This window comes from Pseudoalteromonas sp. H71 (assembly GCF_001468485.1).
Taxonomy (GTDB): domain Bacteria; phylum Pseudomonadota; class Gammaproteobacteria; order Enterobacterales; family Alteromonadaceae; genus Pseudoalteromonas.
Genome location: NZ_LODI01000031.1, coordinates 1 through 13,781 on the forward strand (window position 1 = coordinate 1; position 13,781 = coordinate 13,781).

The following is a 13,781-nucleotide window of genomic DNA, read 5'->3' on the forward strand; positions in this document are numbered from 1 at the left end:
AATTTGCTTGGTGACAATAGCGTTTTGGACCCACCTGACTCCATGCCGAACTCAGTAGTGAAACGAAACAGCGCCGATGATAGTGTAGCATTTGCTATGTGAAAGTAGGACATTACCAGGCTTCAAATAAGCGAAACCCGTTACAGCAATGTGACGGGTTTTTTGCTGTCTGGGGTTTAGTAAATAGCCAAGAGTCCATGCCGAACTCAGTAGTGAAACAAAACAGCTCGAAGGCGAGCCCCGACACAATGATAGTATCCCATTTGCTATGTGAAAGTAGGACATTCTACTGCGTAGCGCACCGACTTCAAATACAAGAAGGTGCTATTCATCAAAGGCGGTTATTTTTTACCTTTGAGACAAAAGGTAACAAGCGTATACCCATTAGTAGCAAAGTGTTAAAGCTAGAAGATGAGCTTCTACTTGTGAATATATAGTGGGGTTATGCTTGTGCATAGTTTGACTTGTTGCCCAACCAGCGTTGAATGAGTGGCTCTATATACTGCGGGTACTGATTTAACATCTGTTGTGCAATGGGTCTTACTTGATTCAGAGTTTGTTTATCCCGCGTTAAATCAGCAATCTTAAATTCTGCTAATCCTGTTTGCTTAGTTCCAAGTACTTCACCTGGGCCGCGTATTTCTAAATCACGCTCGGCTATAACAAAGCCATCGTTACTATCTCTGAGAACACCTAAGCGCTTTTGAGCGGTATGCGATAATGGTGCGTGGTATAAAAGTACACAATGAGAGGCAACACTACCGCGCCCTACACGCCCGCGTAACTGGTGTAATTGTGCTAGACCTAAACGTTCTGGGTTTTCAATAATAATTAGGCTTGCATTAGGCACGTCTACACCTACTTCAATTACTGTTGTTGCAACTAAAACATGTATTAAGCCCTTTTTAAAATCATTCATAATAGCTTGTTTTTCAGCGGGCTTCATTCGCCCATGCACTAAGCCAATATTTAAACTTGGCAGGGCATCTTTCAGTTGTAGGGCGCTATCTTCAGCAGCTTGGCATTGTAGTGCCTCTGATTCATCAATTAGTGTACAGACCCAATAAACTTGGCGGCCTTGTTCTTGGCAAGCTAATTTAACGCGAGCAATAATATCGTCTCGACGTGTGTCTGGAAGTGCTACTGTTGTGATAGGTGTACGCCCTGGTGGTAACTCATCAATAATAGATACTTCTAAGTCGGCATAAGCTGTCATCGCTAGAGTGCGCGGAATTGGAGTTGCAGTCATTACGAGTTGATGTGGGTAACAGCCATTAAACTGGCCCTTTTCTCTTAGTGTTAAACGTTGTTGAACACCGAACCGGTGTTGTTCATCAATAATTATGAGTACTAGGTTGTTAAACTTCACTTCACCTTGAAATAACGCATGTGTACCTACAATCATTTGTGCTTTGCCAGAGGCTATCTTTTCTAGTGTTTCTACGCGCTCTTTACCTTTTGTTTTGCCACCAAGCCATGCTACATCTATCCCCAATGGCTCAAACCATGAGGTAAAACTAATGCCATGTTGTTCTGCCAGTATTTCAGTGGGAGCCATCAAGGCGACTTGAAATCCTTGAGCTATTGCAGTTAATGCACTTAGTGCTGCAACTAAGGTTTTACCCGAGCCTACATCGCCTTGAACTAAACGCATCATAGGGTAAGGGTGTTGTAGGTCAGATTTAATTTCTGATACGACACGATTTTGTGCGTTTGTTGGGGCAAAAGGTAGTTGTGATAAAAATTGAGGCTCTAATTTATTCGTTGGGCTAAGAGATACCGCTTGTACCAGTTGACCTTGCTCTCTTACTTTTAATAGGCTTAGATTTTGTGCGAGTAATTCCTCAAATACTAAACGCTGCTGAGCAGGGTGCATTCCTTGCTCTAGTTCAATAACGTCGGTATTACTAGGTGGGCGGTGAAGCAACAGTAAGGCATCAGCTAGTGCAAGTTGAGAAGGTTGCCATTGCACGGGTAACAGTTCTTCAACAGAGTATTTATTTAGCAGATCTACAGCTTGTTCACTTAGCGCCCTAATCGATAATTGCTTTAAACCATCTGTTGTTGGGTACACTGGCGTTAATGTTGAAGCTGTTGGCTGCTCATTAGGTGTGTCACTTAAACTGTATTCTGGATGACTCATTTCAAAGCCCACTCGCCCGCGGCGAACTTCGCCGAAGCAGCGTATTATTTTGCCAGGGCTTAATGCATTTTTCTGAGCTGCACTGAAATTAAAAAACCGAAGTGTGAGCCTAGCAGTCCCGTCGTTTACTTGTACAACTAGCATCCGTCTTTTACCAAATGTGATTTGGCTTGTTTCTATTGTGGCTTCAATGCTGACGTGGCTATGTAATGATAGTTCGTTGATAGAATAAATACGGGTTCTATCTTCGTACCTAAGTGGTAAGTGAAAGAGCATATCTTGCACGCTTTTAATACCTAGCTTTAAAAGGCGCTCGGCCATTTTTGGTCCTACACCTTTAAGTTCTGTAATGGGGTATTGGCTTAAGCTAGGTTTAGACAATGTAGGCTCAAATCTTTTTATTTGTGAATGAGTTAAGTGTACTCACAGGCTTGCTAAGCATCAAGCATGTTTTAAAGCATGCCAAAATTCATCATCAGCAACTATTTCACCTTCCTCATCAAGTGGCGGATAGGGGAGTTTTTTTATACGGCATTGCTTGGCTATAACCGGGTGGTAGCCTTCAAAATACATAGGGTGTTTTATATCTTCGCTCAACATGTTACGGCTATATAGCCCTGCCTTTTCGCGTTGATGTTGTGCTTCAAATAAAATGAGTGCTGCAGCCACTGAAACATTAAGAGATTGCACCATACCTTGCATAGGAATAATTATGTTTTGATCTGCATGCTTAAGAGCTTGTGTAGAGATCCCTGTTTTTTCTTGCCCAACAATAATTGCTGTGGGTTTTGTGTAATCTATTTCTCTAAAATCAACAGCATCTTCACTCAAATGAGTTGCTAGTATTTGTACATCTGGGTTGTGCTGTCGCATCATTGCAGCTGCATCATCAATATTTTTATGCAGGTGTGTTTCTAGCCAATTTTTACTTCCACCAGATGTATTATTAGTCAGCCATTTTTGGTTTTCAGGCCATACAGCATGTACATGGTGACATCCTACTGCATCGGCGCTTCTTACAATAGCCGATAGGTTATGGTGTTTATGTACGTCTTCTAAACATACGGTTAAGTCGGTTTGGCGACGCGATAAGACGTCTTTAATTCGTTGATAGCGATTATGCTGCATGGTGATCCTCTTTTTTGTTAATTATACGAAATTTTATGAATTAAGGCATCACTGTACGGCTAATTGGGTTCTGTAACGAAATAAGCGTCTCGGTGGACTGAATGGCTTCTATCGCTTGAATTTTATTTATTAATACATCCTGTAAGTGGTCAATTGATTTAGCCATTACTTTAATAAAAATACTGTAATTACCGGTGGTGTAATAGGCTTCAACAACTTCTTCAAGTGCTTCGAGTTTAATAAGTGTTTCAGGGTAGTCGCGTGCATTATTTAAATTAATACCAATAAAGCAACAAACGTCATAGCCAAGTTGCTTTGTATTTATACTTAATTGGGTACCGGTGATAATTCCTGCTTGTTTTAATTTTTCTACACGCACGTGAATGGTGCCTGCACTTACGCCAAAACGTTTAGCTAATTCTGCATAAGCAATACGGGCATTTTCCATTAAAGCGTGAAGTATCTGTTTATCGAGATTATCGATTTGATAATTTTCCATTGTGTTTACTTATTTAAATTCGTGAATCTTCATTTTGTTTGGGTGTAAATTAAATTATTTTATGTATTAAAGCTATTTTTATTGTTGGTTGTTGAATTAAAAGTTCAAATCGTTACAGTAACCTCATTAATGACGCGCTTTAGGTGTGTTATTAAAAATAAACTAGGTAACAATAACTGGGAATGAGGCCAATTATTATGAGTTCAGACTATGTTCAGCAGCAGTTGCAAATAAGTAGCGTTAAGCAATTTTTTTCACGGCAACTAGAAAAACAGTTAGGGCTAGTCGAAGTTCAGGCACCTATTCTTGCAAAGGTAGGTGATGGCACACAAGATGATTTAAGCGGTCATGAAAATGCAGTGGCAGTGAATGTAAAAGCGATTACCGATAGCCAATATGAAGTTGTTCATTCGCTAGCAAAATGGAAACGTAAAACGCTGGGTAAGTATGGGTTTAGTTTAGGTGAAGGGCTTTATACTCAAATGAAGGCGCTGCGCCCAGATGAAGAGTCGCTAAGTCCTATTCACTCGGTTTATGTGGATCAATGGGATTGGGAAAAAGTCATTTGTGAATCAACAGAGCGTTCTTTAGCGACCCTTAAGCACACAGTTGCATCGATTTATGAAGGCATAAAAGAAACAGAACAATTTGTTAGCGAACACTTTTCGCTTAGCCCTTTTTTACCAAGCGATATTCAATTTGTGCATAGTGAAGAGCTACGTAAAATGTACCCTGATCTTACTGCCAAAAGTCGTGAAAAAGCAATTGCGAAAAAATACGGCGCTGTATTTTTAATTGGAATTGGCGGTCAATTAGGCGATGGTCAAATTCACGATGTAAGAGCGCCAGATTATGATGATTGGTCTACGCCAACAAGCGAACACGACATAGGGCTCAATGGTGATATTTTAGTATGGAACCCAATATTAGAAGACTCTTTTGAGATATCCTCTATGGGTATTCGCGTAAGCCCTGAAGTACTCAAAACTCAGTTAAATATTACAGGTGATAACCAGCGCCTGCAATTGGAGTGGCATGAGGCATTATTAAAAAGCCAGTTCCCACAAACTATTGGGGGTGGTATAGGGCAATCACGTTTGGCTATGTTATTGCTGCAAAAGGAACATATTGGACAAGTTCAAGTTGGAGTATGGTCAACACAAACACATGCAAGCGTTGAGGGTCTACTTTAATGAAAGATATAAGAGTGCTCTGATGAGCACTCTAGATTCACGATGTTTTAAACTCAACTTCTACTTTATTATTCATCAGTTTTATTGTGCAAGGTGGGTAGTTACGGTTTGTTTTTAACGCCTTATCAAAGATATGTATTTCCACACCTGAATGTAAAACTGTATTGACGATTAAGTTTGTATTTGTAAGTAATTCATGAAGGTTGTTCTCTAATGATGAGAGTTGCCTTTCATATTGCTCTGCTTGTTGGCAAAGGTGTAGTTGAGTTGCGCCAATTTTACTAATTAACTCATTTTTTTTCTCTGGATCTTTAAGCAGATCTGCTTTTTCTAGTGCTGGTTGTAGAGAGTCTAATTGCTGCTCTGTTTTAGCAAGCTCTTTAAAGCATTCGTCAGTTTCAGCTGTAATATCACCGCCGGAACGTGCTAAATTAATAACCATTTTAGCACCTGATTCGTTTCCTATTTCACCAGCAATAAGCGTTGTAGCATCTAAAATTTCACCACCAAATATCTTACCTTTAGGTAAATCTGGTTGGCCTACCTTTAGTGCATGGCGTGCCTTCATAATACAGTGGCTAGTTTGTCGTTCGATAAAAATATTTGCGGCTTCTATATAGCAATATTGAGAGTGGGATACATGAATATCACCTTCACATATAAGTTTACACGAAAGCGATTTATCGTCAGACTTTTGATGCCCAATAACGCCTTGCTTAACAGTAATATTGCCGCCGGCCGTTAACACACCAGATTCAACGGTACCAAATATTGTAATATCACCTTTGGCGGTTACTTTCATACCAGGATCAATATTACGGGTAACAATTACACTGCCTTCAAAGTCAATATGGCCGCTTTTAACGTTTACATCGGGAATAGTAAAAATATCGTCTACGCGCATTCCGTTAGTAATTTCAATAGGCACACCTGAAATGGTTGATACTAACTCCAGAGGGTTAAGTTTAGAAATTTCGGTACCTTCACCGGCAACAAGTTGTTTATTGTCCCCTGGTTTTGCCGGTAGTATATCGCCAAGAACAGTAAAGCCTTCTTTTCCTGGTGTTGCAGGTTGTTGTCGTATTAGAACTGCACCAGGCTCAACACTTGCCATCTTACCAAAGTCACGCATATCAACGCTGCCATCTTCTTTGAGCTTTGGGGTTTTTAAATGGTCTTTTAAAGTTCTTACTTTAGTAACCAGTTTAGTTGCCAAGCCATCGCTGGGCAGGCGGCCTTGCGCTAAAATACCTTGTACCACCTCACCTGCTTTAGCTGTAAATTGCTTTTGTAATAGTTGTTCTAAGTATGCTTGCTTATAACCACGAACTATACCCGCTTTGACTAGCTGTTTTTTTGCATCATCTAGGCTGAGTAAATCACCGCCTTGCGCGACGGTAAGCTCGCCAGTAGCCATCATTTTATCGTCACTGATGACGACCTCTAACTTTGCATTGTGTTTGGTCGCGACGACAAGTACTGGCTCAGCACTTTTATCTTTAAAGAATGCATTAATTGCGTCGTAATCAATTTTACAGTCGCAAAATTTAGACATTTCTATCGCTTCAATAACAAATGTAGCACTTGGAGGCGGGTGTTTACTGACATCGAGTAAAACATTCCCATTATGAGCAAGCTTAAACACAGCTAATCCTTTTTAACCACTAAAGTTATAGTAAATTAATGACATAGTTACAGAGTGATAGAAATTTAGGGCGGAGTCAAGATAGTAAGAATAACAATATAGTACAAAAAGAGGACAGGTGTGAGCTATAGAGTGGGTCTATAGCTCAGGAAAATATTAGTTAGTTGAAGGCAGTTCCATTATTCCGTCAATCTCAACTTGTACACCTTTTGGTAAAGCGCGAACACCAATTGCTGCACGTGCAGGGTATGGCTGCTTAAAGTACTGGCTCATCACGTCGTTAACTACCGCAAAGTTAGATAAATCGGTTAAATAAATATTTACTTTAACTAAGTCTTGAATTTTACCACCGGCTTCTTCACATACTGCTGTGATATTTTTAAATACTTGATGTGTTTGCTCACTAAAGTCTTCTGATATAACTTCCATAGTCTCAGGGATTAATGGAATTTGACCAGACAAGTATACTGCAGTGCCTACTTTAACTGCTTGGCTGTAAGTACCTATTGCTGCCGGTGCTTTTTCGGTAGATATAAATGCTTTGTTCATGTTTTTCCTATATTATTTTTTACGATAGACTTTTTGCACATCAGGCATCACACGAATTTTACGCATGATGTTGGCAACATGGACACGGTTTTTAACCGTGACTCCAAGGTCTATTACATATAAATTACTTTCTTTTTCGTCGGTCGCTATTTCAACAATGTTAGCTTGAGTTGTAGCAACCACATTGGTTAACTTAGCCAGCGCACCTTGATGATTAATAATCTCTACTCTTAGGGCTGCTATGTATTCTTTTTCAGGGTTATCATCCCATTTTACGACCAAGTATTTAGATCGCTCACTTTCCCAGCCACGAATGTTTTTACATTCTTGGCGATGAACGGTTAATCCTTTGCCTTGGCTTATATGTGCAGTAATTGCATCACCAGGTACAGGGCGACAGCATTTAGAGTAATTAACCAACATACCTTCTGTGCCAATAATGGTCGCTTTGGCTTGTTTAGTTATATCGGTTAAATCGTCAGAATCATTTTGCAATAAACGCTTGGCAATAAGTACGCTCATTAAGTTTCCAGCGCCAATTTCTACAAGCAATTCGAGCAAGGTTGAGAGCTGATGCTCTTCGAGAACGCGTGCAATATTTTCATCAGGAATACTATCTAACTTATTTTCGCCTAATGCAGAGTCGAGCAAACGCCGTCCAAGTAACATAGCTTCTTCATGGTGTTGGCTCTTAAGGTAATTACGAATACCTAAACGTGCTTTGCCCGTTACTATAAAGTTAAGCCAGGTTGCATTAGGGTGAGCGCCTGAGCTGGTGATCACTTCAATGGTTTGGCCAGTATCTAACGGTTTACTTAGCGGATAAGGTTTTCGATTAACACGCGCACCTACACAGGTATTACCTACATCGGTATGTACTGCATAGGCAAAATCGACCGCAGTGGCACCCATGGGTAGTTCAACAATTCGGCCATCTGGGGTAAATACGTAGATTTCTTCAGGGAATAATTCTGTTTTAACGTTTTCAATAAATTCAAACGACGAGCCCGCACTTTGTTGAAGTTCAAGCAAACTTTGCATCCATTGACGAGCACGTTGCTGAGACGTATTTCCTGCACCATCGCCTGCTTTTTTATACATCCAATGTGCTGCAACGCCTTTGTCGGCCATATGATCCATATCATGGGTTCGAATTTGTATTTCTACAGGAATACCATGAGGGCCAACAAGCGATGTATGTAACGATTGGTAACCATTTGTTTTAGGTACTGCAATATAATCTTTAAAGCGAGTTTCAATAGGTTTATATAAATTGTGCGCAACGCCTAACACGCGATAACACGTATCCATTGAATCAACGGCAATCCTAAAGGCATAAATATCCATTACTTCGTTAAATAGTAACTCCTTATTTAACATTTTTTTATAAATGCTATAAAGGTGTTTTTCGCGTCCAGATACCGTAGCAACAATACCTGACTCTTCTAGGCGAGCTTCTACTTCGGTTTGAATGTTGGAAATAACTTCTTTGCGATTTCCTCGCGCTTTAGCCACTTCTGACTTAAGTGCGCGATGGCGCATAGGGTATAATGCTTGAAAACCTAAGTCTTCAAGTTCATTTTTTATATCGTGAATACCCAAACGGTTTGCAATTGGTGCGTATATTTCAAGTGTTTCACGAGCGATTCGGCGACGTTTATCAGGACGAAGAGCGCCAAGGGTACGCATATTATGCGTTCTATCGGCAAGTTTGATTAAAATAACCCGAATATCCTGGGTCATTGCCATGATCATTTTACGATAGTTTTCAGCCTGAAACTCTTTTTTATCTTTAAAGCTAAGTTTATCAAGCTTACTTACACCTTCAACAAGCTCGGCAACGGTTTCACCAAAAATCTCAGCCAAATCTTGCTGACTAAAGTCGGTGTCTTCAATTACATCGTGCATTAATGCTGCCATGAGTGTTTCATGGTCAAGGTGCATTCCAGCTAAGATTTGAGTTACTTCAACAGGATGAGTAATGTAAGGCTCGCCGCTCGAGCGAGTTTGTCCTTCATGGGCCTCTCGTGCTACAACGTAAGATTTTTGTACCAGCTCTACTTCAGCAGCAGGTAAGTATTCAGAAATTTTCTTTTTTAGACCTTCAAAAAGATACATTCACACTCCAATGTTCTAGTGAAGCAAATTAGGTAACGTTAAGTTAAGAATATACGATGAAAAGAAAGGATTGCCAACGGCTATAGTAGAAATACTGTGCCGTTGGCTAAATCAGACCGGGAGGTCGATTATTGGTTGCCACCAACAATAGCAGCAACAGCAGCAAGTTCAGCTGCTTCTTGATGTTGTTGTTCTTCGCGATCAATTAAATCCATTGATGAACTATCAACAAGGTTTAATTCAATTTCACGTAAAGCAACAACGGTCGGTTTATCGTTCTCTGGGTCTACTAGTGGAGTTTTACCACCAACAGCAATTTGGCGGGCACGACGAGCCGCAACTAAAATTAAGTCAAAACGATTACCAACTGCATCTACTGCATCTTCAACTGTTACGCGAGCCATCTCAGCACTCCAAAAATAATTTAAAAGCAAAGGCGTAGTTTACTGCACGCAGGGACTTTCGCCAATAGGTAGTGGTCAATTTTTATCAGTTTTACTGATATGAGCTAATTAAATAACCTTAATTTACTTTAAAAGGTCATTTAGCAATTTTTTGTTACGTACTTCTTGAACACTTAATGTTAAACGCTGTGCCATAACAATCGTTTCTATATCATTCAGAGCAGTATCAAAATCATCATTAACAATAACAAAATCGTACTCGTTAAAATGAGATGTTTCAGATTGTGCTTTGGCCATACGAGATGCAATAATCTCTGCAGAGTCTTGACCACGGTTATTTAAGCGTTGTTCAAGTTCTGCTTTAGAAGGCGGTAGAATAAAAATAGTTTGTACACTTGGCATAATTTTACGAACTTGCTGCGCACCTTGCCAGTCTATGTCTAAAAATACATCTATGCCTGCATTAAGTTGCGACTCAATGGCTTGTTTTGATGTACCGTAATAGTTATCGAAAACTTGTGCCCATTCAAAAAAGTCATTTTTCTCAATCAGAGCTTTAAACTCATCGGTGGTCACAAAGTGATAGTGGACACTATTCTCCTCTCCAGGACGAGGTGAGCGAGTAGTATGCGATACCGATACTTTCATATCCGTATGTTTTTTGAGTAACGCATTAATTAAGCTAGACTTACCTGCACCTGATGGCGCTGATAAAATAAATAAGTTTCCGCGAGTTTGAGCCATGTTTTTCTCTATCAAAAAATAAACAGGCTTGAGTTACAAACATAACTCAAGCCTTTAACTACCTTATTGTACTTTATTTAGCTAATTGTGCTCAAGTGAGCTAAATGCACATTATGGATTATTCTATATTCTGGATCTGCTCACGCATTTGCTCGATCAAAACTTTAAGCTCAACAGCGGCATTTGTAATATCGCTATTAATAGACTTAGAGGCGAGGGTATTTGCTTCGCGGTTAAACTCTTGCATCATAAAGTCTAGACGTCGACCACATGCGCCGCCTTTTTTAAGAATTTTTTTAGTTTCTTTAACATGAGACTTTAAGCGGTCTAGTTCTTCAGCTACGTCTTGTTTTTGTGCTAGATAAATTAGTTCTTGCTCAAGACGAGACTCGTCAATATTTGTCGTTAAATCTTCTAATTTTTGTTCGAGCTTCTCACGTTGCCATTTAGTAATTTCTGGCATGTGAGTTTCTACTGTGTTTACTTGCTCTAGGATGGCATCAAGGCGAGTTGTTATCATTTCTTCTAAATTTGCGCCCTCATCACCCCGTGCTGATTTAAAGTCTTCAATTACTTCATCTAGCCCTGCAATCAGCGCTATGTTTACGCTGTCCATATCCAGTTCTTCGGCTTCCATTACGCCAGGCCAGCGCAAAATATCAACTGGGTTTATATCACCATTACTTTGCTGTTGAACCCATTTAGCACTGTTTATAAGTTGTTCAGCCAGTGCTTGATTGATTGATAACTCACCAACATGAGCTGGATTTGCAACAAACTTTAAAAATACTTCTACTTTACCGCGCTGTAAGTGTTTACGTAAGCGTTCACGAATAACAGGCTCCATCCCACGAAATTGCTCTGGTGCGCGAATAAAGGTTTCAAGGTAACGTTGGTTAACTGATCGAACTTCCCAAGTGCCAGTGCCCCAGTCGCCTTTTATCTCGCGACGCGCATAAGCTGTCATACTGTGGATCATGGATGGTTTCCTAAGTTTTATAATACATAATTAATTCTTATTATACCGAAACACTCTCCAACCTCTAGGGAAAATTTAAGTAGCTGAATGTTTTGCAACCAGGTATTTGTTAAATCAGCATGGTATCTGTACTCACATACACTTATAATGTGGCAAATTATGAATTAAGGGGATCGTCAATGCGTCCAAGCCAAAGAACACCAAACCAAATTAGACCTGTATCATTTACACGCAATTATACTTTGCATGCAGAAGGGTCTGTACTTGTTGAATTTGGTAACACCAAAGTACTTTGTACAGCTACGGTTGAATCGGGCGTTCCGCGTTTCATGAAAGGCCAAGGTAAGGGATGGATAAATGCTGAGTACGGGATGCTTCCAAGGTCAACACACACACGAAATGCTCGTGAAGCGTCTCGTGGCAAGCAAAGCGGCCGCACAATGGAAATTCAACGTTTGATTGCACGCGCACTTCGTGCTGCAGTTGATTTAAAAGCGCTTGGCGAAAACACGATTACTATTGACTGTGACGTTATTCAGGCTGACGGCGGAACACGCACAGCATCAATAAGTGGTGCCTGTGTTGCACTTGTTGATGCACTAACGCACATGCGCGCAAAAGGAATGATTAATTCAAACCCACTCAAACATATGATCGCTGCTATTTCAGTTGGCATTTATAAAGGCCAAGCTATAAGTGATTTAGAATACATTGAAGACTCAGCTGCTGAAACCGATATGAATGTAATTTTAACTGAAACGGGTAAAATTATTGAAGTTCAGGGGACTGCTGAGGGTGAACCGTTTTCGTTTGATGAACTTGATGAGTTACTTACATTAGCGAAGCACTCTATTCGTGAGATCATCGACGTTCAAAAGCAAGCATTAGCATAGATAGGCAGGCGGCAAACATATGAAAGATTACCAAAAAGAATTTATTGAATTTGCGCTAGAAAAGCAAGTATTAAAATTTGGTGAGTTTACTTTAAAGTCAGGACGAACTAGTCCTTACTTTTTTAATGCAGGGCTTTTTAATACTGGTCGTGATTTAGCGCGCTTGGGGCGCTTTTATGCTGCGGCTTTAGAAGATGCCGCAATAGAATACGACGTTCTATTTGGTCCAGCTTATAAAGGTATTCCAATTGCTACAACTACAGCGGTTGCGTTGGCTGATCATTACAACAAAGATGTACCTTATTGTTTTAACCGAAAAGAGAAGAAAGCGCATGGTGAAGGCGGTACATTAGTAGGGTCTGAACTTAATGGCAAAATTATGTTAGTCGACGACGTGATTACTGCCGGTACTGCTATTCGTGAGTCAATGGAAATTATTGCAAATAACGGTGCAGACCTAAGTGGCGTATTAATAGCTTTAGATCGTCAAGAAAAAGGTAAAGCAGAGCTTTCTGCTATTCAAGAGGTCGAACGTGATTTTAATACGCAGGTAATCTCTATTGTTAAACTTGCTGATCTTATTAGCTACCTTGAAAACCAAGGAACAATGAGTGAGCACTTAGCAACAGTTAAAGCGTATCGCGATCAATACGGCGTAGCCTAAACATAAAGCCTCGCATTGCGGGGCTTTCTTTTGACCATATTAAAGAGCTTATCAATGAAAGATGTATTAAAACCTAATGGTTTAGGATTCAAACGTGTTTTTAAAGCCACTTACTGTTCTTATCTTGGCTTTAAAGCAGCGTTTAAAGAAGAAGCTGCATTCAGACAAGAGTTACTGATCTGTATTATTCTTTTTCCTTTTTCATTTTGGCTAGCATCTTCATTACTTCATTGGGCAATTCTTATGTGCTCACTATTGGTGGTATTAATTGTTGAACTATTAAATTCAGCCATTGAAGCTCTCACTGATCGTGTTAGCACAGAGCTGCATGTCTTATCAGGCAGGGCAAAAGATATGGGTTCTGCTGCTGTTACGCTCTCACTGATGATCCTTGTGATCTTGTGGGGAGTGAGTTTGTATATGAAGTTCATAGGATCCTAGCCTACTGGATCAATTAAAAATTGATCATGCATGTTAATAAAATGAAAGTAATGTTGTTTTTTTAGTGTGTTTAGTTCAAATACTCATCGAACAGTATATTTTTTCAAGTTTTCTTCAAAAAAGGGTTGATCTGTTTTTGGATCACCCTATAATGCGACCCCACTGAGACGGCAGAGCAGGCAACGCTTAGCGAGCCAAGCAAACCACTTAGTGAGTCGAGTAAAACTTAGGTTTAGATTTTTATAAAGTTTAAAATTAAGTGTTGACAAAAACACAGGAAAGCGTAAGATTCGCTTCCCTTGAGTCGCTAAGGCAACTCAAACGTTCTTTAACAATATAAAGCAATCATCTGTGTGGGCACTCGTACAGATTGAGTTCTAA

At 39.9% G+C, this 13,781-nt stretch carries 13 protein-coding genes and 1 rRNA gene; 5 read left to right on the forward strand and 9 right to left on the reverse strand.

Translation table 11 applies throughout. The features are described 5' to 3' along the window. Nucleotides 1-6: 6 nt before the first annotated feature. A 5S ribosomal RNA gene (rrf, locus tag ATS71_RS13215) occupies nt 7-121 on the forward strand. Between the two features lie 321 nt (nt 122-442). On the opposite strand, the gene recG is transcribed toward rrf, so the two are convergent. Genes recG through asnC form a run of 3 tightly spaced genes read right to left on the reverse strand, consistent with a single transcriptional unit; the run spans nt 443 to nt 3,770 of the window. After that, nucleotides 443-2,524, reverse strand: coding sequence for an ATP-dependent DNA helicase RecG (recG, locus tag ATS71_RS13225; RefSeq protein WP_058405247.1), 2,082 nt, complete (start codon nt 2,522-2,524; stop codon nt 443-445). Between the two features lie 60 nt (nt 2,525-2,584). Further along, complete coding sequence (gene trmH / locus ATS71_RS13230; protein ID WP_058405248.1) at nt 2,585-3,271, reverse strand: tRNA (guanosine(18)-2'-O)-methyltransferase TrmH; 687 nt, start codon at nt 3,269-3,271, stop codon at nt 2,585-2,587. 40 nt (nt 3,272-3,311) lie between these two features. After that, nucleotides 3,312-3,770: a transcriptional regulator AsnC gene (gene asnC, locus ATS71_RS13235; protein WP_058405249.1), complete on the reverse strand. Its 459-nt coding sequence runs from the start codon at nt 3,768-3,770 to the stop codon at nt 3,312-3,314. A gap of 197 nt (nt 3,771-3,967) precedes the next feature. Here asnC and asnA point away from each other — a divergent pair, with 197 nt between their 5' ends. Continuing rightward, nucleotides 3,968-4,963, forward strand: a complete 996-nt coding sequence (gene asnA / locus ATS71_RS13240; protein WP_058405250.1) for an aspartate--ammonia ligase — start codon at nt 3,968-3,970, stop codon at nt 4,961-4,963. A gap of 37 nt (nt 4,964-5,000) precedes the next feature. On the opposite strand, the gene ATS71_RS13245 is transcribed toward asnA, so the two are convergent. From ATS71_RS13245 to ATS71_RS13270, 6 genes are all read right to left on the reverse strand, one after another. Then, nucleotides 5,001-6,608 (reverse strand): DUF342 domain-containing protein, encoded by a 1,608-nt coding sequence (locus ATS71_RS13245; RefSeq protein WP_058405251.1) that lies wholly within the window; start codon nt 6,606-6,608, stop codon nt 5,001-5,003. Nucleotides 6,609-6,764: 156 nt separating this feature from the next. Then, nucleotides 6,765-7,157 (reverse strand): RidA family protein, encoded by a 393-nt coding sequence (locus ATS71_RS13250; protein ID WP_058405252.1) that lies wholly within the window; start codon nt 7,155-7,157, stop codon nt 6,765-6,767. Nucleotides 7,158-7,169: 12 nt separating this feature from the next. Then, entirely contained in the window at nt 7,170-9,275 is a 2,106-nt protein-coding gene (gene spoT / locus ATS71_RS13255) for a bifunctional GTP diphosphokinase/guanosine-3',5'-bis pyrophosphate 3'-pyrophosphohydrolase (RefSeq protein ID WP_058405253.1), read from the reverse strand. A 128-nt stretch (nt 9,276-9,403) separates the two neighbouring features. Next, the gene (rpoZ, locus tag ATS71_RS13260; RefSeq protein ID WP_006794742.1) at nt 9,404-9,679 is read right to left on the reverse strand and encodes a DNA-directed RNA polymerase subunit omega; all 276 of its coding nucleotides are present in this window, start codon (nt 9,677-9,679) and stop codon (nt 9,404-9,406) included. A 123-nt stretch (nt 9,680-9,802) separates the two neighbouring features. Then, the gene (gene gmk / locus ATS71_RS13265) at nt 9,803-10,423 is read right to left on the reverse strand and encodes a guanylate kinase (RefSeq protein ID WP_058405254.1); all 621 of its coding nucleotides are present in this window, start codon (nt 10,421-10,423) and stop codon (nt 9,803-9,805) included. A gap of 118 nt (nt 10,424-10,541) precedes the next feature. Beyond that, the gene (locus ATS71_RS13270; protein WP_058405255.1) at nt 10,542-11,402 is read right to left on the reverse strand and encodes a YicC/YloC family endoribonuclease; all 861 of its coding nucleotides are present in this window, start codon (nt 11,400-11,402) and stop codon (nt 10,542-10,544) included. 179 nt (nt 11,403-11,581) lie between these two features. On the opposite strand from ATS71_RS13270, the gene rph reads away from it, so the two are divergent. Genes rph through ATS71_RS13285 form a run of 3 tightly spaced genes read left to right on the forward strand, consistent with a single transcriptional unit; the run spans nt 11,582 to nt 13,400 of the window. Further along, nucleotides 11,582-12,295, forward strand: coding sequence for a ribonuclease PH (gene rph, locus ATS71_RS13275; protein WP_058405256.1), 714 nt, complete (start codon nt 11,582-11,584; stop codon nt 12,293-12,295). Nucleotides 12,296-12,314: 19 nt separating this feature from the next. Next, nucleotides 12,315-12,959 carry an orotate phosphoribosyltransferase gene (gene pyrE / locus ATS71_RS13280; RefSeq protein ID WP_058405257.1) on the forward strand — a complete coding sequence of 215 codons (645 nt, stop codon included), beginning with the start codon at nt 12,315-12,317 and terminating at the stop codon, nt 12,957-12,959. A gap of 54 nt (nt 12,960-13,013) precedes the next feature. After that, nucleotides 13,014-13,400, forward strand: coding sequence for a diacylglycerol kinase (locus tag ATS71_RS13285; protein WP_058405258.1), 387 nt, complete (start codon nt 13,014-13,016; stop codon nt 13,398-13,400). Nucleotides 13,401-13,781: the final 381 nt, after the last annotated feature.

Excerpts from the sequence above, each read along its gene's own strand:
- asnC (WP_058405249.1), bottom strand. The coding sequence starts at position 3,770 with ATGGAAAATTATCAAATCGATAATCTCGATAAACAGATACTTCACGCT.
- spoT (WP_058405253.1), bottom strand. The coding sequence starts at position 9,275 with ATGTATCTTTTTGAAGGTCTAAAAAAGAAAATTTCTGAATACTTACCT.
- asnA (WP_058405250.1), top strand. The coding sequence starts at position 3,968 with ATGAGTTCAGACTATGTTCAGCAGCAGTTGCAAATAAGTAGCGTTAAG.
- ATS71_RS13250 (WP_058405252.1), bottom strand. The coding sequence starts at position 7,157 with ATGAACAAAGCATTTATATCTACCGAAAAAGCACCGGCAGCAATAGGT.
- ATS71_RS13270 (WP_058405255.1), bottom strand. The coding sequence starts at position 11,402 with ATGATCCACAGTATGACAGCTTATGCGCGTCGCGAGATAAAAGGCGAC.
- trmH (WP_058405248.1), bottom strand. The coding sequence starts at position 3,271 with ATGCAGCATAATCGCTATCAACGAATTAAAGACGTCTTATCGCGTCGC.
- pyrE (WP_058405257.1), top strand. The coding sequence starts at position 12,315 with ATGAAAGATTACCAAAAAGAATTTATTGAATTTGCGCTAGAAAAGCAA.
- ATS71_RS13285 (WP_058405258.1), top strand. The coding sequence starts at position 13,014 with ATGAAAGATGTATTAAAACCTAATGGTTTAGGATTCAAACGTGTTTTT.
- rpoZ (WP_006794742.1), bottom strand. The coding sequence starts at position 9,679 with ATGGCTCGCGTAACAGTTGAAGATGCAGTAGATGCAGTTGGTAATCGT.
- rph (WP_058405256.1), top strand. The coding sequence starts at position 11,582 with ATGCGTCCAAGCCAAAGAACACCAAACCAAATTAGACCTGTATCATTT.
- gmk (WP_058405254.1), bottom strand. The coding sequence starts at position 10,423 with ATGGCTCAAACTCGCGGAAACTTATTTATTTTATCAGCGCCATCAGGT.